The sequence below is a fragment of the Streptomyces mutabilis genome, assembly GCF_014649815.1.
Classification (GTDB): domain Bacteria; phylum Actinomycetota; class Actinomycetes; order Streptomycetales; family Streptomycetaceae; genus Streptomyces; species Streptomyces mutabilis.
In genome coordinates, this window is the sequence record NZ_BMTT01000010.1 from 240,053 (window position 1) to 256,109 (window position 16,057).

A 16,057-nucleotide genomic window follows, 5' to 3' on the forward strand; every position below is an offset into this window, starting at 1 on the left:
GCAGATCAAGGGGCGGGCGGGCGGCGCGTGTTGGCGCGTCGTCCGCCCGTCTCGTGCGGGCGCACACTCTTCACCGTGAGCCTTATCTCTCTTGGTGCAAATGGCTGCAATACGGTCTTAACGGATGTTCGTCCTGCGGATGTCCTCCATCCGGCGTGTATGTTCCGGGGCCGAGAGCCATGGAAGGGACCAATCCGGTGAACAAGAAGCTCGCGGCCGCACTGTCCGGCGGTGCGGTACTGGTACTGGCGCTGACGGGATGCAGCAGCAGCGACGACGGCAACGAGAAGCTGGACGCCTGGGCGAAGGAGGTCTGCGACGCGGTACAGCCGCAGGCCAAGAAGATCGAGTCCGCCAACGCCGCGATCCAGAAGGAGACGTCGGACAACAGCACGCCCGCCGAGGTCCAGAAGACCGACGCGCAGGCGTTCCAGGACATGTCCGACGCCTACAAGGCGATGGGCAGCGCCGTCCAGAAGGCCGGGGCCCCGGACGTCGAGGACGGTGAGAAGAAGCAGAAGGACGCCGTCACCGAGCTCAACAGCCTCTCCTCGTCGTACGCCTCCCTGAAGAAGCAGGTGGAGGCCCTGGACACCGACGACCAGGCGAAGTTCGCCGACGGCCTCAAGGACATCGCGACCGAGCTCAACAAGCTCAGCAAGAGCGGCAGCGACGCGCTGAGGACCCTGGAGGAGGGCGACGTCGGCCAGGCGATGGCCAAGCAGGCCAGCTGCAAGTCGGCCTCGGTGACGCCGTCGGCGGCCGCCGGCTGACGTCCGCTCCGGAGGCAGGGGGCGACCGGCGGGCCACAATGGTGGTGTGAGTAACGCCAGCCTGTCCCCCCTGCCCTCCGCCGACCGCCCCGACGTCACCGCCCGGCTGCGGGACGCCCTGCTCGGCGCGTCCTTCACCGCCGACGGACTGCTGGAGCTGCTCGGCGCCCCCGCCTACGCGGCGCTGTCACGCAGCGAGACCGTGCCCGCGCTGCGGGCCACCCGCGGCGACACGCCGCTCGAACGGCTCGTCAGGCTCTTCCTGCTCCAGCAACCCGTGCCCCACGCGCGCGTGGCGGACGTCCTGCCCGTCGACGCCTGCCTGGAGAGCGGCTGGCTGGTGCGCGCGGGCGACGACGAGGTAGCCGCCACCGTGGACGTACGACCGTACGGCGGGCCGGGCGGCGAGGACTGGTTCATCGTCTCCGACCTGGGCTGCGCGGTCGGTGGCGCCGGCGGCATCGGCAACCACGCCGAGGGCGTCGTCCTCGGCGTCGGCGGCGCCTCCATGACGCTGGCCGGCCTCACCGTCCGTACGCCCGTCTCCACCGCCCTGGACCTCGGCACCGGCTCCGGCATCCAGGCTTTGCACGCCTCCCGCCACGCCACGCGTGTGACGGCGACCGACGTCAACCCGCGCGCCCTGCACATCACCGCGCTCACCCTCGCCCTCTCCGGTGCCCAGGACGCCGACCTGCGCGAGGGCTCCCTCTACGAGCCCGTCCGCGACGACGAGACGTACGACCTGATCGTCTCCAACCCGCCCTTCGTGATCTCGCCCGGCGCCCGGCTCACCTACCGGGACGGCGGGATGGCCGGGGACGATCTGTGCCGCTCGCTCGTTCAGGAGACGGGGGAGAAGCTGAACGAGGGCGGGTTCGCGCACTTCCTCGCCAACTGGCAGCACGTGGAGGGGGAGGACTGGACGGACCGGCTGCGCTCCTGGGTGCCGCGCGGCTGTGACGCCTGGATCGTGCAGCGCGAGGTGCAGGACATCACGCAGTACGCCGAGCTGTGGCTCAGGGACGCCGGTGACCACCGCGCCGACCCGGCCGAGTACCAGGCGCGGTACGACGCGTGGCTGGACGAGTTCGAGGCGCGCAAGGTCAAGGCCGTCGGCTTCGGCTGGATCACCCTGCGCCGCACCGCCGCGGCGGAGCCCGCGATCACCGCCGAGGAGTGGCCGCACCCCGTCGAGCAGCCCCTCGGCGAGGCGGTCCGCGCGCACTTCGACCGCGTCGACTACCTGCGCGCCCACGACGACGCGGCCCTCCTGGAGGCCCGCTTCGCACTGGCCGGCGAGGTCGTCCAGGAACAGGTCGGCCTGCCCGGCGCCGAGGACCCCGAGCACGTCGTCCTGCGGCAGAACCGCGGGATGCGCCGCGCCACCCGGATCGACACCGTCGGCGCGGGCTTCGCGGGCGTCTGCGACGGCACCATGAGTGCCGGCCGCATCCTGGACGCCATCGCCCAACTGGTCGGCGAGGACCCGGTGGCGCTGCGCGACCGCACGCCCGCCCAGATCCGGCTGCTGGTGGAGCAGGGATTCATCGAACCGGCGTAGACCGGGCGGCCGGCGGTCCCCGTCGCCCGGCTTCCCGGCCGTGCGCGAGAAACGAGCCACGGGCGGACACCCGTCGGCCCCCCGTTCACCTCGGGTTCGCCTGCCCGCCGCCCGTGCGTGGCAGCCTCCACGAGGCTGCACACGCAGGTCTGGAGCAAAGGGGCACGGGGACCATGGAGAGCGGGCCGGCGATCTTCGCGGGATTGGTGTTCGCCCTGTTCGGGGCCGGTCTGCTGGTGTGGACCGCGACACGGGTGCGGCACGGCCGACCCGTCGCGCACGGTGTGAGCCCCGTCGCATCGGCGACCGTCGCGAGCCTCGCCGGAGTCGTCGCGCTGGCCGTCGGGGCATGGTGCCTGACCCGCGTCTGAGGGGCCGGTTCCGGACGCCGGCCGCGCCCCCGCCCGGGTAGCCGGGGGGTCGCACTTCGGATACACGCGTCAGGGCCGGTCAGTACTCCGGCGGCAGGAACAGGGTTCGTCGGGTTACCGTTCGAGTGGCCGTTGCGGGCTTTTCCTGTTTGACACGGGGGCGGGAGGTACCGTCACACTCCGCAGCGACACGACCGAAACGCAGCACGACCCGACCCCGGGAGCACTGCCTGGGGAGGCCCCAGCGTCGACCGGAGAGAAGAGCGAAGTTGTCCCCGACCAGCGAGACCGCGAACGGCGGCCGCCGACTCGTCATCGTCGAGTCGCCTGCCAAGGCGAAGACGATCAAGGGCTATCTCGGCCCTGGATACGTCGTCGAGGCGAGCGTCGGGCACATCCGCGACCTTCCCAGCGGCGCCGCGGAGGTGCCGGAGAAGTACACCGGCGAGGTCCGCCGCCTCGGCGTGGACGTCGAACACGACTTCCAGCCGATCTATGTGGTCAACGCGGACAAGAAGGCACAGGTCAAGAAGCTCAAGGACCTGCTGAAGGACTCCGACGAGCTCTTCCTCGCCACCGATGAGGACCGCGAGGGCGAGGCCATCGCCTGGCACCTCCAGGAAGTCCTCAAGCCGAAGATCCCGGTCAAGCGCATGGTGTTCCACGAGATCACCAAGGACGCCATCCGGGCCGCCGTCGCCAACCCGCGCCAGCTCAACCAGAAGCTCGTCGACGCCCAGGAGACCCGCCGCATCCTCGACCGCCTCTACGGCTACGAGGTCTCGCCGGTCCTGTGGAAGAAGGTCATGCCGCGCCTGTCGGCCGGCCGCGTCCAGTCCGTCGCGACCCGGCTCGTGGTCGAGCGGGAGCGCGAGCGCATGGCGTTCCGCTCCGCCGAGTACTGGGACCTCACCGGCACCTTCGCCACCGGCCGCGCGGGCGCCGCCTCCGACCCGTCGTCGCTGGTCGCGCGCCTGCAGACCGTCGACGGCCGGCGCGTCGCGCAGGGCCGCGACTTCGACTCCCTGGGGCAGCTGAAGAGCGCGAACACCCTCCACCTCGACGAGGCGAACGCCCGCGCGCTCGCCGCCGCGCTGGAGAACACGCGCTTCGCGGTGCGCTCCGTCGAGTCCAAGCCGTACCGCCGCTCGCCGTACGCGCCGTTCCGTACCACCACGCTGCAGCAGGAGGCCTCGCGCAAGCTCGGCTTCGGCGCCAAGGCGACGATGCAGATCGCGCAGAAGCTGTACGAGAACGGCTACATCACCTACATGCGTACGGACTCGACGACGCTGAGCGACACGGCGGTCGCCGCCGCCCGCGCCCAGGTCACGCAGCTGTACGGCGCCGACTACCTGCCCGCCCAGCCGCGGACGTACGCCGGCAAGGTCAAGAACGCGCAGGAGGCGCACGAGGCGATCCGCCCCTCCGGCGACCGCTTCCGCACGCCCGCCGAGACCGGGCTGACCGGCGACCAGTTCAAGCTGTACGAGCTGATCTGGAAGCGGACCGTCGCCTCCCAGATGAAGGACGCGACCGGCAACAGCGTCACCGTGAAGATCGGCGGCGCCGCCTCCGACGGCCGGGACGTCGAGTTCAGCGCGTCCGGCAAGACGATCACCTTCCACGGCTTCCTCAAGGCCTACGTCGAGGGCGCCGACGACCCGAACGCCGAGCTGGACGACCGCGAGCGCCGGCTGCCGCAGGTCGCCGAGGGCGACGCGCTGACGGCCGCGGAGATCACGGTCGACGGCCACGCCACCAAGCCCCCGGCCCGCTACACCGAGGCGTCGCTGGTCAAGGAGCTGGAGGAGCGCGAGATCGGCCGCCCGTCGACGTACGCGTCGATCATCGGCACCATCCTGGACCGTGGCTACGTCTTCAAGAAGGGCACGGCACTCGTCCCGTCCTTCCTCTCCTTCGCCGTGGTCAACCTCCTGGAGAAGCACTTCGGCCGGCTCGTCGACTACGACTTCACCGCCAAGATGGAGGACGACCTCGACGCCATCGCCCGCGGCGAGGCCCAGGCCGTGCCGTGGCTGCGGCGCTTCTACTTCGGCGAGGGCGACGGTGCCGGCAACGGCGGCGCCGCCGACGCCGGCAACGGCGACGGGGACCACCTCGGCGGCCTCAAGGAGCTGGTGACCGACCTCGGCGCCATCGACGCGCGCGAGGTGTCCTCCTTCCCCGTCGGCGACGACATCGTGCTGCGCGTCGGCCGCTACGGCCCGTACGTCGAGCGCGGCGAGAAGGACGCCGAGAACCACCAGCGCGCCGACGTCCCCGAGGACCTGGCGCCGGACGAGCTGTCCGTCGAGCTGGCGGAGGAACTGCTCGCCAAGCCGAGCGGCGACTTCGAGCTGGGCACCGACCCGGCCACCGGCCACGCCATCGTCGCCAAGGACGGCCGCTACGGCCCGTACGTCACCGAGGTGCTGCCCGAGGGCACCCCGAAGACCGGCAAGAACGCCGTGAAGCCGCGCACGGCCTCGCTGTTCAAGTCGATGTCCCTGGACACGGTGACCCTCGACGACGCCCTGAAGCTCATGTCGCTGCCGCGCGTCGTCGGCACCGACGCGGAGGGCGTGGAGATCACCGCGCAGAACGGCCGCTACGGCCCGTACCTGAAGAAGGGCACGGACTCGCGGTCCCTCACGTCCGAGGAGCAGCTCTTCACGATCACGCTTGAGGAGGCGCTGGCGATCTACGCCCAGCCCAAGCAGCGTGGCCGGGCCGCGGCCAAGCCGCCGCTGAAGGAGCTGGGCACCGACCCGGTCAGCGAGAAGCCGGTCGTCGTCAAGGACGGCCGCTTCGGCCCGTACGTCACCGACGGCGAGACCAACGCGACCCTGCGCTCCGGCGACAGCGTCGAGGACATCACGCCGGAGCGCGGCTACGAGCTGCTCGCCGAGAAGCGCGCCAAGGGCCCCGCCAAGAAGACGGCGAAGAAGGCCACGAAGAAGACGGCCGCCAAGAAGGCTCCGGCCAAGAAGACCGCCGCGAAGAAGACGGCGGCGGCGAAGACGACGGCCGCCAAGAAGACCACGGCCAAGACCGCGGCGAAGAAGACGGCCACCAAGACGGCCACGAAGACGGCGGCCAAGAAGGCGACCGCCGCCAAGACGTCCGAGGACTGATCCGGTCTCAGGGCACCGTGCGGCGGCACCCGTCGTTCGCTGAGCGAACGCCCCGGCGCCTTTTCGGTGCCGGGGCGTGCGTACGTTCGGCCGGGAACGTCGGACTGTCGGTGACGACCGATAGGCTGAACGCATGACGCGAGCCGAGCAGCCAACGGCCCCTCACCCCGACCCGGACGACGCCCTCGTCGCGGACTCCCGCGAGCGTGCCGTCCGCGCCCTGCTGCGCCGACCGCGGTTGCGGCGGTTGTGGAGTGCACAGCTCGTGGGTGGTGTCGGCGACATCCTCGCCCTCCTGGTGCTGGTCCTCCTCGCCGTGCAGGCCGCGATCGGCGCGGGCTCCTTCGGCGGCGGTTACCGGGGCGTGGCGTTCGCAGTGGCGACCGTTTTCGGCGTACGCATCCTCGCGACGCTGCTCTTCGGCGCCGTCCTGCTCGGCCCGCTCACCTCGCTCACCTCTCCGGACGGCCCGCTCGACCGCCGCTGGACCATGGTCGGCGCCGACGGGCTGCGGGCCGCCCTGCTGATCGTGGCGCCGCTCTGGATCGGCTGGACGCCGGACGACGCGCTGGCCTACCTCCTGGTGACCGTCTTCGTCACCGGGGTCGCCGAGCGCTTCTGGACCGTGTGCCGGGAGAGCGCGGCGCCCGCACTGCTGCCCGCGCCGCCCCCGGAGGGCGCGACGGTACGGCCGCTGCCGGACCACATGGACGCGCTGCGCCGCCTGTCGTTGCGCACGGGGTTCGTGGCGGTGCCGCTCGCCGGTGCCGTGCTGGTCGTCGCGGGTCTCCTCAACAACCTGCTGGGCGCCGGCGTGGACTGGTTCGCCGAGCACCAGGCGGCGCTCGGTTCGTACGTCGCGGCCGGGCTGTTCGCCGCGTCCCTGTCCGTCGTCAGCTTCCTGGAGCTGCCCTCGGTGCGCACCCCGCGCGCGCGGTCGCCGCTGGAGGGCATGCGCCGACCCAAGAGCGGGACGGGCGCCGACAAGGGCCGCACCGGCGCCCTGCCCCTGCTGGTGTTCGCCTGCGCGGCGGTTGCCGCGGTGGTGGCCGCCGCGGTCGCCGTGGCGGTGCTGCACGCCAAGGATTTGGGTGGCGGCCCGGTGCTGTACGGGCTGACGGTGGGCGCGCTGACCGGCGGGGTCGTCGTCGGCATCCGTACGGCGCCCGCCCTGTTGCCGTCCCTGTCGCGCCGGCGGCTGCTGGCGCTGGCGATCGCCTTCGCCGGCGTCGCCCTGCTGGCCGCCGGGCTCGTCCCGGACGACACCACCGTGCTGCTGCTCCTGGCGCTGGCCGGCGCGGCGTCGGGCGTGTCCGCCAACACCGGGCACACACTGCTCGACCAGGAGACCGAGGACCACCGCCGGGCGCGGACGACCGACCACCTGCACGCGGTCGTCCGGGTGTACGTGGCGCTCGGCGCGATCGTCGCCCCCGTGGTGGCGGCGGCGATCGGACCGCACCGGCTGGAGAACGGCAAGTTCGTCTTCGCGCACGGCGGCGCCGCGTTCACGCTGATGCTGGCCGGCGCGCTGCTGCTGCCGGTGGCCGCACTGGTGCTCGCCAAGGTCGACGACCGCTCCGGGGTGCCGCTGCGGCAGGACCTGCGGGACGCACTGCTCGGCGGCGACGACCCGGTGCCGGCACCCGCGGCGAACGGATTCTTCATCGCCCTGGAGGGCGGCGACGGCGCCGGCAAGTCCACCCAGGCCGAGGCCCTCGCCGAGTGGATCCGCGGCAAGGGGCACGAGGTCGTGCTGACCCGTGAGCCGGGGGCGACCCCCGTGGGCAAGCGCCTGCGCTCCATCCTGCTCGACGTGTCGAGCGCCGGCCTGTCGCACCGCGCGGAGGCGCTGCTGTACGCCGCCGACCGCGCGGAGCACGTCGACACCGTGGTCCGGCCCGCCCTGGAGCGCGGCGCCGTGGTCATCTCCGACCGGTACATCGACTCCTCGGTGGCCTACCAGGGCGCCGGGCGTGATTTGTCGCCGACCGAGATCGCCCGCATCAACCGTTGGGCGACCGACGGGCTCGTACCCCACCTGACCGTGCTCCTGGACGTCTCGCCGGAGGCCGCGCGTGAGCGGTTCACCGAGGCGCCGGACCGGCTGGAGTCGGAGCCCGCCGAGTTCCACGCGCGCGTGCGCTCCGGCTTCCTGGCCCTGGCCGCCGCCGACCCCGGGCGCTACCTGGTGGTGGACGCCGGGCAGGAGCCCGAGGCCGTCACCACCGTCGTGCGCCACCGGCTCGACCAGGTGTTGCCGCTGTCCGAGGCCGAGATCAAGGCCCGGGAGGAGGCACGCCGCAGAGCCGAGGAGGAAGCGCGGCGCAAGGCCGAGGAGGAGGCCGCGCGCAAGGCCGAGGAGGAGCGCCTGGAGCGCGAGCGCCTCGAACAGCTGGAGCGGCTGCGTGCCGAGGAGGAGGAGCGCAAGCGGCGCGAGCTGGAGGAGGCGCAGCGGCGCGAGGCCGAGCGGCAGGCGGAGGAGGCCCGGCAGCGGGCCGAAGAAGCGCGCCGGAAGGCCGAGGAGGAGCGGGCGCGGCTCCTCGCGGAGGAGAAGGCGCGGGCCGAGGAGGATGCGCGCCGCCGCAAGCAGGCCGAGGAGGAGGAGCGGCTGCGGGCCGAGGCCGAGGCCCTCCGCCTGGAGAAGCAGCGCAAGGCCGAGGAGGCGCTGATGCGGGCCGAGCTGGCACGCCGGGCGGCGGAGCAGGCGGCGGCCGCGGCCGCGGCCGGCCCGAAGCCGACGGCTCCCCCTGCGGCCGACGCGCCCCGCCCGGCTCCGCCCGCACGGCACCACTCGGACGCGGCGACCGTGCCGACCCCGATCGTGACCCCGGCGAACGCGTCCGGCGGTCCGGCGGAGGACACGGCGGTACTGCGTCCGGTGCGGGACCCGGAGGACTCGCACGGCGACGCCGGTGAGGGCGGCGCCCGTGACGGTGGGGCGCCCGGAGAGTCCGAGTCCGAGGTGACGGCAGAGCTGCCCAAGCCGCCCGCCGCGACAGGCGCGGCGGACGAGACGGCGGTCCTGCCGGCGGTGGAGCCGCGGGCCGAAGACGAGACGGCGGTCCTGCCGCCCGTCACGCCGTCAGCCGCCGACGAGACGGCCGTGTTGCCGCCCGTACGCGCGGAGGACCCGGCCGACCGGGTGCCGTCGGACTACTTCCGCAAGGAGGAACCGGCCGCCGGTTCCGACCGGTCCGGGGAGCCCCAGGACCGCACCCGCGAACTGCCCCGCGTCGACCCCGACCAGGCACCGCCCCGCAGGCGGCGGTCCGACTGGGCCGAGGAGACCCCGCTGGACGACCTGCCGACGCTGGCGGACGAGCTGCTCGGCCCGCGCGACGGGGACGACCCCGAGGCGGGCGGCCGCGGAGACGGAGGCCGCCGCGGCAAGGACGGCCGGGGCCGGCGCTGAGCCGTCGGCGCCCCGGCCCGGCGCCCGTTGTCAGTGCCGCCCCGCACAATGGAGGGCGCGACGCGAGTGCGGGGTGCGGCGCAGTACGACGGCGGAGTGTGACGGAAGGACGGCGTGACCCATGACCGTGTGGGACGACCTCGTCGGGCAGGAGAAGGTGAGCGAGCAGCTCGCCGCCGCTGCCCGGGACGCCGACGCCTTCGTCACCGCCGCCGCGGCCGACGGCCCGCTGCCCGAGACGTCGAGCATGACGCACGCCTGGCTGTTCACCGGACCGCCCGGCTCCGGGGTGACGCAGACGGCACGCTCGTTCGCCGCCGCGCTCCAGTGCGTCAGCCCCGACCGGGCGCTCGGCGGCGTCCCCGGTTGCGGGTTCTGCGACGGCTGCCACACCGCCCTCATCGGCACCCACGCGGACGTCAGCACGGTGACCGCCGTGGGCGCCGAGATCCGTGTCGCGGACATGCGGGACACGGTCCGCAAGTCCTTCACCTCACCGGCGAACGGCCGCTGGCAGATCATCCTCGTCGAGGACGCCGAGCGGCTGAACGAGAAGTCCGCCAACGCCGTCCTCAAGGCCGTCGAGGAGCCGGCCCCGCGGACGGTCTGGCTGCTGTGCGCCCCGTCCGTCGAGGACGTCCTGCCCACCATCCGCTCCCGCTGCCGCCACCTGAACCTGCGCACTCCCTCGGTGGAGGCCGTGGCCGACATGCTCGTACGCCGTGAGGGCATCGAGCCGGACGTCGCCGCCGCGGCGGCCCGCGCCACCCAGGGCCACGTCGACCGCGCCCGGCGCCTGGCCACCGACCCGACCGCCCGCGAGCGCCGGGCCGCCGTGCTGAAGCTGCCGCTGCGGGTCGACGACGTCGGCAGCGCGCTCAAGGCGGCTCAGGAGCTGGTCGACGCGGCGGCCGCGGACGCCAGGCGGCTGGCCGAGGAGATGGACACCAAGGAGACCGAGGAACTGAAGGCGGCCCTCGGCGCGGCCCAGGGAGGCCGTCTGCCGCGGGGCACGGCGGGCGTGGTCAAGGACCTGGAGGACAACCAGAAGCGCCGCCGCACGCGCACCCAGCGCGACAGCCTCGACCTCGCCCTCGCCGACCTCACCGCCTTCTACCGCGACGTGCTCGCGCTCCAGCTCGGCTCCCGCGCTGCGATCGCCAACGCCGACGCCGAGGACGTCCTGGAGCGCATCGCCCGCGGCAGCTCCCCGGAGGCCACCCTCCGCCGCATCGAGGCCATCGCCGCCTGCGGGGAGGCCCTCGACCGCAATGTGCCGCCGCTGCTGGCCGTGGAGGCGATGACGATGGCCCTGAGATCGGGCTGACCCGGGCTGACCCCGCCGGGCGGTCCGACCTGGCTGGACCGGGCGGGCCCGGTTGACCGCGTAACTCGTACGAGGCACGTCGAGCACGCTGAGCGGCGCAGCCGTCGCGGAGAGTTACGCTCGCTGAATGCACACAAGGCGCACCCACCGCAGGACCCGCATCGGCAGGACCCGTACCGGAGCCACGCTGCTCGCCGCCGCGCTGCTCGCCACCGCCTGCTCGGCCGGTGGCGCGTCGACCTCCGCCGGGGCGGCGGCCGAGGCGGTGGGGGCGACGCAGGCGGCCAAAATCTCCCTGGCCGCGTTGCCGCGGGCGACCCCCTCCGAGCTGGCGCCGTACTACGAGCAGAAGCTCGGTTGGCGCGACTGCGGCGTCCCCGGCTTCCAGTGCGCCACCATGAAGGCCCCGCTCGACTACGCGAAGCCGACCGAGGGGGACGTCCGGCTCGCCGTGGCCCGCAAGAAGGCCACCGGACCGGGCGAGCGGCTCGGCTCACTGCTGGTGAACCCGGGTGGCCCGGGCGGCTCGGCGATCGGCTACCTCCAGCAGTACGCGGGCATCGGCTACCCGAAGGAGGTCCGCGCCCAGTACGACATGGTGGCGGTCGACCCGCGGGGTGTGGCCCGCAGCGAGCCCATCGAGTGCCTCGACGGCCGCGAGATGGACGCCTACACCCGGACGGACGTCACACCGGACGACGAGGGCGAGGCGGGCAAGCTGGTCGACGCGTACAAGGAGTTCGCCGAGGGCTGCGGGGCGGACGCGCCGAAGCTGTTGCGGCACGTGTCGACCGTCGAGGCGGCCCGGGACATGGACATCCTGCGGGCGGTGCTGGGCGACGAGAAGCTGACCTACGTCGGAGCGTCGTACGGCACGTTCCTCGGGGCGACGTACGCCGGGCTGTTCCCGGACCGGGCGGGCCGCCTGGTCCTGGACGGCGCGATGGACCCCTCCCTGCCGGCGCGCCGGCTGAACCTGGAGCAGACGGCGGGCTTCGAGACGGCCTTCCAGTCCTTCGCGAAGGACTGCGTGAAGCAGCCGGACTGCCCCCTCGGGGACAAGAACACCACGCCCGGCCAGGCCGGGAAGAACCTGAAGGCCTTCTTCGACGACCTCGACGCCGAGCCGGTCCCCACGGGCGACGCCGACGGCCGCAAGCTCACCGAGTCCCTGGCCACGACCGGCGTGATCGCGGCGATGTACGACGAGGGCGCCTGGCAGCAGTTGCGCGAGTCCCTGACCTCGGCGATGAAGGAGAACGACGGCGCCGGCCTGCTGGTCCTCTCCGACAGCTACTACGAGCGCGGGGCCGACGGCAGCTACAGCAACCTGATGTTCGCCAACGCCAGCGTGAACTGCCTCGACCTCCCCGCGGCCTTCTCCTCCCCCGGCGAGGTGCGCGACGCGCTCCCCGACTTCGAGAAGGCGTCCCCCGTCTTCGGCGAGGGCCTCGCCTGGTCCTCCCTGAACTGCGCGTACTGGCCGGTCGAGCCCACGGGCGAGCCGCACCGAATCGAGGCCGCCGGTGCCACCCCGATCGTCGTGGTCGGCACCACCCGGGACCCGGCCACCCCCTACCGCTGGGCCGAGGCACTGGCCGGCCAGCTCTCCTCCGGCCGCCTCCTCACCTACGAGGGCGACGGCCACACCGCCTACGGCCGGGGCAGTGCCTGCATCGACACCGCGATCAACACGTACCTGCTGCGCGGCACCGCGCCGGAAGACGGCAAACGCTGCTCGTGACCGCACCGGAAGCCCGCTGAAGCCCGTCCCGCCCGCCCCGGAGCCCAGGCCTTTGGGGCGGGTACGAAGCACCCTCGGAAACTGTGTAGACTTACCGACGTTGCTGATCGCACCATGGTGCGCAGCGCGCCGCCTTAGCTCAGATGGCCAGAGCAACGCACTCGTAATGCGTAGGTCTCGGGTTCGAATCCCGAAGGCGGCTCTGTGGAAGCCCCAGAACTCACTCGCCGTGATCTGGGGCTTTTGCTTTCGGCGGATGCGGCGGCGCCGCTGTGAGCGCGCCGCGCGAGTATCGGCGGTCTCAGTTCTGGTCTCGGTGGGGCCCGGATTCGGGGCCGACGGAGGCGGCGGCGGTGGCACGAAGAACTCGCCCATCCGCCGCATGGCGTCCTTGGACAGGTGCGACCGGCCCTTGACGTACCGCCGAGTCTGACTGATCTGCGTGTGCCGCAGAATTTCCATGATGGGCATGTCGACGCCCAGCTCATTCAGGATCGTGCCGACGGTGTGGCGGCTCCCGTCGTAGCGGCCGGCCGTCCGGGCGCGAGAACACGACGTCGTGCTCCTGCCACAGTTCCCCGGCGGCTTCCCGTGCCGCTTCCTTCCGTGCCTTGTGGTCGTGCAGGAGGGGAACCAAGACGGGCGGGATCGGCACGGCGTTAGGCCTCTTCCTGGTCAGCACGGTGCGGATGCCCATGGCGCGGGTGATCCGTATCACTTCGAGGATCTTCTCGCCGAGTTTGCGGACCTGCCGGTCCGGGCTGGCCAGGATCTCTGCGCCCTCGTCGATGACCAGCACGATCTGCGAGATCTACGCACTGATGGGCAGCAGGTCGGTGTTGGTGCGGGCGAGTACGTCCTGGTAGTCCATCTTGCGCTGCTTGGCGACCCTGACCGCAGCCTCCAGCATCGTCATGGCCTCCTCGAACGTCCCGGCCAGCCAGTCCACGCCCGGCCGCGCGGGCTTGCCGTCCCCGGTCGTCACCTCGCAGTTCGAGGGCGGGCAGGACCCATGGGAGGCCGGCTGATCCGGCGTTGAGGTCGATCACCCAGGTCAGGATGTCGTCGGCGCGGGCGAATCCGGTCAGGATCGAGTGGACCATGTCGGTCTTGCCCGATCCGGTCGGCCCGACGATGAGGGCGCACTGCTCGCGCAGGTAGGCGAGGGCTGCACCTCAGAGCCTGTCGATGGTTCGGTGAGAGGGCCGAGCGAGGTAGACACCCATGGAATGCAGCGGACGATTGTGGACGTGACCACGGGCGGTCCGACGTGTGCTGGAACGCTGATGACTCGTAGGAGACGCATCTGATCGCGTTCGGGACGAAGGAGGTCGTGGGTTCACCCCGACTGCAGACACAGCAGAGCAGGCCCGGTTTTCCTTCATGGAAGACCGGGCCTGACGCACTGTGTGCCGGGGTCGGCCGTTTCCGGTCAGGCGTAGTAATTCACGCTCTGCGGCCAGGACCCGGTGGGAGGTGTCCAGCCCTGAAGGGTGGAGCTGATACCTACTCGCGTGTCACAGTTGATCACTTGGTAGTGCAGGTGGGGTCCGCTGGAGTTCCCCGTGTTTCCCGACCAGGCGACGACCCGGCCTTGCGGTACCCAGGTGCCGGCGTTGTAGATCGCCCGGTTCAGGTGCGCGTAGTGGCTGCAGGTTCCGTTCGAGTGGCGGATTATCACCTCGATGCCGTTCTCCCAGTACGGCGACCAGTTCGAGTAGACGATCGTGCCCGCCTGCACGGCGGAAACCTCGTAGTTCTCGGGGAGGGCGAAGTCCCAGGCGTACTCGTTGTACGGGCCCGTGTGCGAATACGTACCCTCCGGACCCTGCGTGACTCTGTAGGCTTCCCCTGCAGGGTAGGGGAGCTCGTAGTAATAGTCCGCTGCCGACGCGGGAGAGGCACCTGCCAGCGGCAGCCCCGCGACCGCGAAAGCCGCGGTCGCCATCGCGCCGAGTCTGCGCAAGATCGTTTTCGTCCGGTTCATCGTCCACTCCGCTCAGGGCCCCGCCCGACCGAGCTCCGCGAGTCTGCCGGGCCGAACCAACCCGCGAAGCGCACACCAAGTTCGCGCTTCATCATCGACTCTTGTCAGGTACAGCGCAATACCGCCGGGCGGCTGCGAGGGCGGTTCGTGAAGCTGCCGGCAAGAGGCTGACCAAAGCCACCGACCCTACGCTGCCCGCCTGTTGGGGTGCGCCAAACAGGTACACCCACAGCAGCAGACGACGACACACGGAGCATCACGCTCAATGCCGGACCGAGCAGCGACAATCGCGCTATGTCACGGCCTGGAAGGGCCATGTGGTCGATCGAGACTGAGCAGAGGGCACGCGAGATCGCAGCTGCGTTCCATGCCGCTCTGCACGGTCTCCGACTGCTGTACACCGCCGTCCCGAGCCAGCGCTGAGGGGACCATGGGTGCCGCTGTATGCGGCCCCTGTCTGGTCCGGTCAGCTTGGAGGAGTTGCCGTGGTCTCACTGTGGGGCTCACCACCCCCGGACCAAGATCGGACAACTCGTAGTGCGTAGGTCTCGGGTTCGAATGCCGAAGGCGGCTCCATTGCAACCCCAGGCCGGAGCTTTTCCGGCTTGGGGTTTTTGCTTGCTCCGCCGGGTGGGAGACCGGACGGCCGCCGGACCGCCGCCCATGCGGGCCGGTACCGGTGGCCGCGGCCAATGTGGCGAACCGCGGGACCACGGGCGGGCGTACGCCGTGAATCGGGGTCGTGAACGGTTAGCATCGCGCACACGTTGTCGGCGGAACGAGGTGAGGGCATGGGCGAGGACGCAGGCCGGGGGCCGGGCCGGGGCGCGGGTGCGCCGAGGATCGCCGTCGCCGTGGTCACCATGGGGAACCGGCCCGCCGAGGTCGACGCCCTGCTGGCGTCGGTGGCCGGGCAGGACGTCCCGCCCGCCAGGATCGTGATCGTCGGGAACGGCTGCCCGCTGCCCGAGTTCGCCGCACGGCTGTCGTTGCCCGGTGAGGTGACGACGATCGAGGTCGACGAGAACCTCGGCTGTCCCGGCGGGCGGAACGTGGCGCTGGCCCGGTTGCGGGAGTTCGGCGACACGGACGTGGTCGTGGAACTGGACGACGACGGTCTCCTCGTCGACCCCGATGTGCTGCGGCGCGTCGGGGAACTGTTCGCCGCCGACGACCGGCTCGGCATCGTCGGTTTCCGGATCGCCGACGAGCACGGCGAGACACAGCAGCGGCACGTCCCCCGGGTCGGCGCCTCCGATCCCCTGCGGGGCGGGTACGTCACCGGCTTCCTCGGCGGCGGGCACGCGCTGCGGACGGCGATGCTCGACGAGGTCGGCGACTGGCCCGCGGAGTTCTTCTTCGCGCACGAGGAGACCGACCTCGCATGGCGCGCCGCCGACGCCGGCTGGCACATCCTCTACGCGCCCGAACTGCTGCTCCAGCACCCGAAGACCTCGCCCGCGCGGCACGCCATCTACTTCCGGGTCAACGCCCGCAACCGGGTCTGGCTCGCCCGCCGTCGGCTGCCGCTGCCGCTCATCCCCGTCCACCTCGGCGTGTGGATGCTGCTGACGGTCGCGCGCAACCGGTCACTGGGTGGGCTGCGGGCCTGGTTCGGCGGGTTCGTGGAAGGGGTGCGCAGGCCGGCGGGGGAGCGGCGGCCGATGCGGTGGCGCACCGTGGGACGGCTCACGCGGCTGGGCAGACCACCCGTCATCTGACGGCGGTCGGTGCGCCCG

Annotated in this window: 9 protein-coding genes, 1 tRNA gene and 2 pseudogenes; 9 read left to right on the top strand and 3 right to left on the bottom strand. The window is 72.1% G+C overall.

The annotated features are described in order from the left end of the window. The first annotated feature begins 179 nt into the window (after positions 1-179). The 8 genes from IE142_RS21720 to IE142_RS21755 all read left to right on the top strand — a co-directional run bounded on the left by IE142_RS21720 (position 180) and on the right by IE142_RS21755 (position 12,533). Complete coding sequence (locus IE142_RS21720) at positions 180-773, top strand: small secreted protein (protein WP_191887286.1); 594 nt, start codon at positions 180-182, stop codon at positions 771-773. A 46-nt stretch (positions 774-819) separates the two neighbouring features. Continuing rightward, complete coding sequence (locus tag IE142_RS21725) at positions 820-2,337, top strand: DUF7059 domain-containing protein (protein WP_191887287.1); 1,518 nt, start codon at positions 820-822, stop codon at positions 2,335-2,337. A gap of 173 nt (positions 2,338-2,510) precedes the next feature. Then, positions 2,511-2,708, top strand: a complete 198-nt coding sequence (locus IE142_RS21730; RefSeq protein WP_043371811.1) for a hypothetical protein — start codon at positions 2,511-2,513, stop codon at positions 2,706-2,708. A gap of 269 nt (positions 2,709-2,977) precedes the next feature. Further along, the gene (topA, locus tag IE142_RS21735) at positions 2,978-5,845 is read left to right on the top strand and encodes a type I DNA topoisomerase (RefSeq protein ID WP_191887288.1); all 2,868 of its coding nucleotides are present in this window, start codon (positions 2,978-2,980) and stop codon (positions 5,843-5,845) included. 133 nt (positions 5,846-5,978) lie between these two features. After that, positions 5,979-9,260: a dTMP kinase gene (gene tmk / locus IE142_RS21740; RefSeq protein ID WP_191887289.1), complete on the top strand. Its 3,282-nt coding sequence runs from the start codon at positions 5,979-5,981 to the stop codon at positions 9,258-9,260. 121 nt (positions 9,261-9,381) lie between these two features. Further along, entirely contained in the window at positions 9,382-10,587 is a 1,206-nt protein-coding gene (locus IE142_RS21745) for a DNA polymerase III subunit delta' (protein WP_191887290.1), read from the top strand. 127 nt (positions 10,588-10,714) lie between these two features. Beyond that, positions 10,715-12,331 carry an alpha/beta hydrolase gene (locus IE142_RS21750; RefSeq protein ID WP_191887291.1) on the top strand — a complete coding sequence of 539 codons (1,617 nt, stop codon included), beginning with the start codon at positions 10,715-10,717 and terminating at the stop codon, positions 12,329-12,331. A 128-nt stretch (positions 12,332-12,459) separates the two neighbouring features. Next, positions 12,460-12,533 (top strand) — tRNA-Thr (locus tag IE142_RS21755). A gap of 50 nt (positions 12,534-12,583) precedes the next feature. Here IE142_RS21755 and IE142_RS21760 read toward each other — a convergent pair. From IE142_RS21760 to IE142_RS21770, 3 genes and pseudogenes are all read right to left on the bottom strand, one after another. Next, positions 12,584-13,007 (bottom strand): annotated as a pseudogene (locus IE142_RS21760) (tyrosine-type recombinase/integrase); the annotation flags it as partial. Continuing rightward, positions 13,005-13,497, bottom strand: a pseudogene (locus IE142_RS21765) (hypothetical protein); the annotation flags it as partial. The pseudogenes IE142_RS21765 and IE142_RS21760, both read right to left, overlap by 3 nt. Positions 13,498-13,763: 266 nt before the next feature. Continuing rightward, complete coding sequence (locus tag IE142_RS21770) at positions 13,764-14,318, bottom strand: M23 family metallopeptidase (RefSeq protein WP_191887292.1); 555 nt, start codon at positions 14,316-14,318, stop codon at positions 13,764-13,766. Between the two features lie 791 nt (positions 14,319-15,109). Between IE142_RS21770 and IE142_RS21775 the strand changes: the two genes are divergently transcribed. Continuing rightward, positions 15,110-16,039, top strand: a complete 930-nt coding sequence (locus tag IE142_RS21775) for a glycosyltransferase family 2 protein (protein WP_191887293.1) — start codon at positions 15,110-15,112, stop codon at positions 16,037-16,039. Positions 16,040-16,057: the final 18 nt, after the last annotated feature.

What these genes read in the sequence shown, in the direction of transcription:
- IE142_RS21745 (WP_191887290.1), top strand. Translation starts at nt 9,382, where the DNA reads ATGACCGTGTGGGACGACCTCGTCGGGCAGGAGAAGGTGAGCGAGCAG.
- IE142_RS21770 (WP_191887292.1), bottom strand. Translation starts at nt 14,318, where the DNA reads ATGAACCGGACGAAAACGATCTTGCGCAGACTCGGCGCGATGGCGACC.
- tmk (WP_191887289.1), top strand. Translation starts at nt 5,979, where the DNA reads ATGACGCGAGCCGAGCAGCCAACGGCCCCTCACCCCGACCCGGACGAC.
- IE142_RS21730 (WP_043371811.1), top strand. Translation starts at nt 2,511, where the DNA reads ATGGAGAGCGGGCCGGCGATCTTCGCGGGATTGGTGTTCGCCCTGTTC.
- IE142_RS21750 (WP_191887291.1), top strand. Translation starts at nt 10,715, where the DNA reads ATGCACACAAGGCGCACCCACCGCAGGACCCGCATCGGCAGGACCCGT.
- IE142_RS21720 (WP_191887286.1), top strand. Translation starts at nt 180, where the DNA reads ATGGAAGGGACCAATCCGGTGAACAAGAAGCTCGCGGCCGCACTGTCC.
- IE142_RS21775 (WP_191887293.1), top strand. Translation starts at nt 15,110, where the DNA reads ATGGGCGAGGACGCAGGCCGGGGGCCGGGCCGGGGCGCGGGTGCGCCG.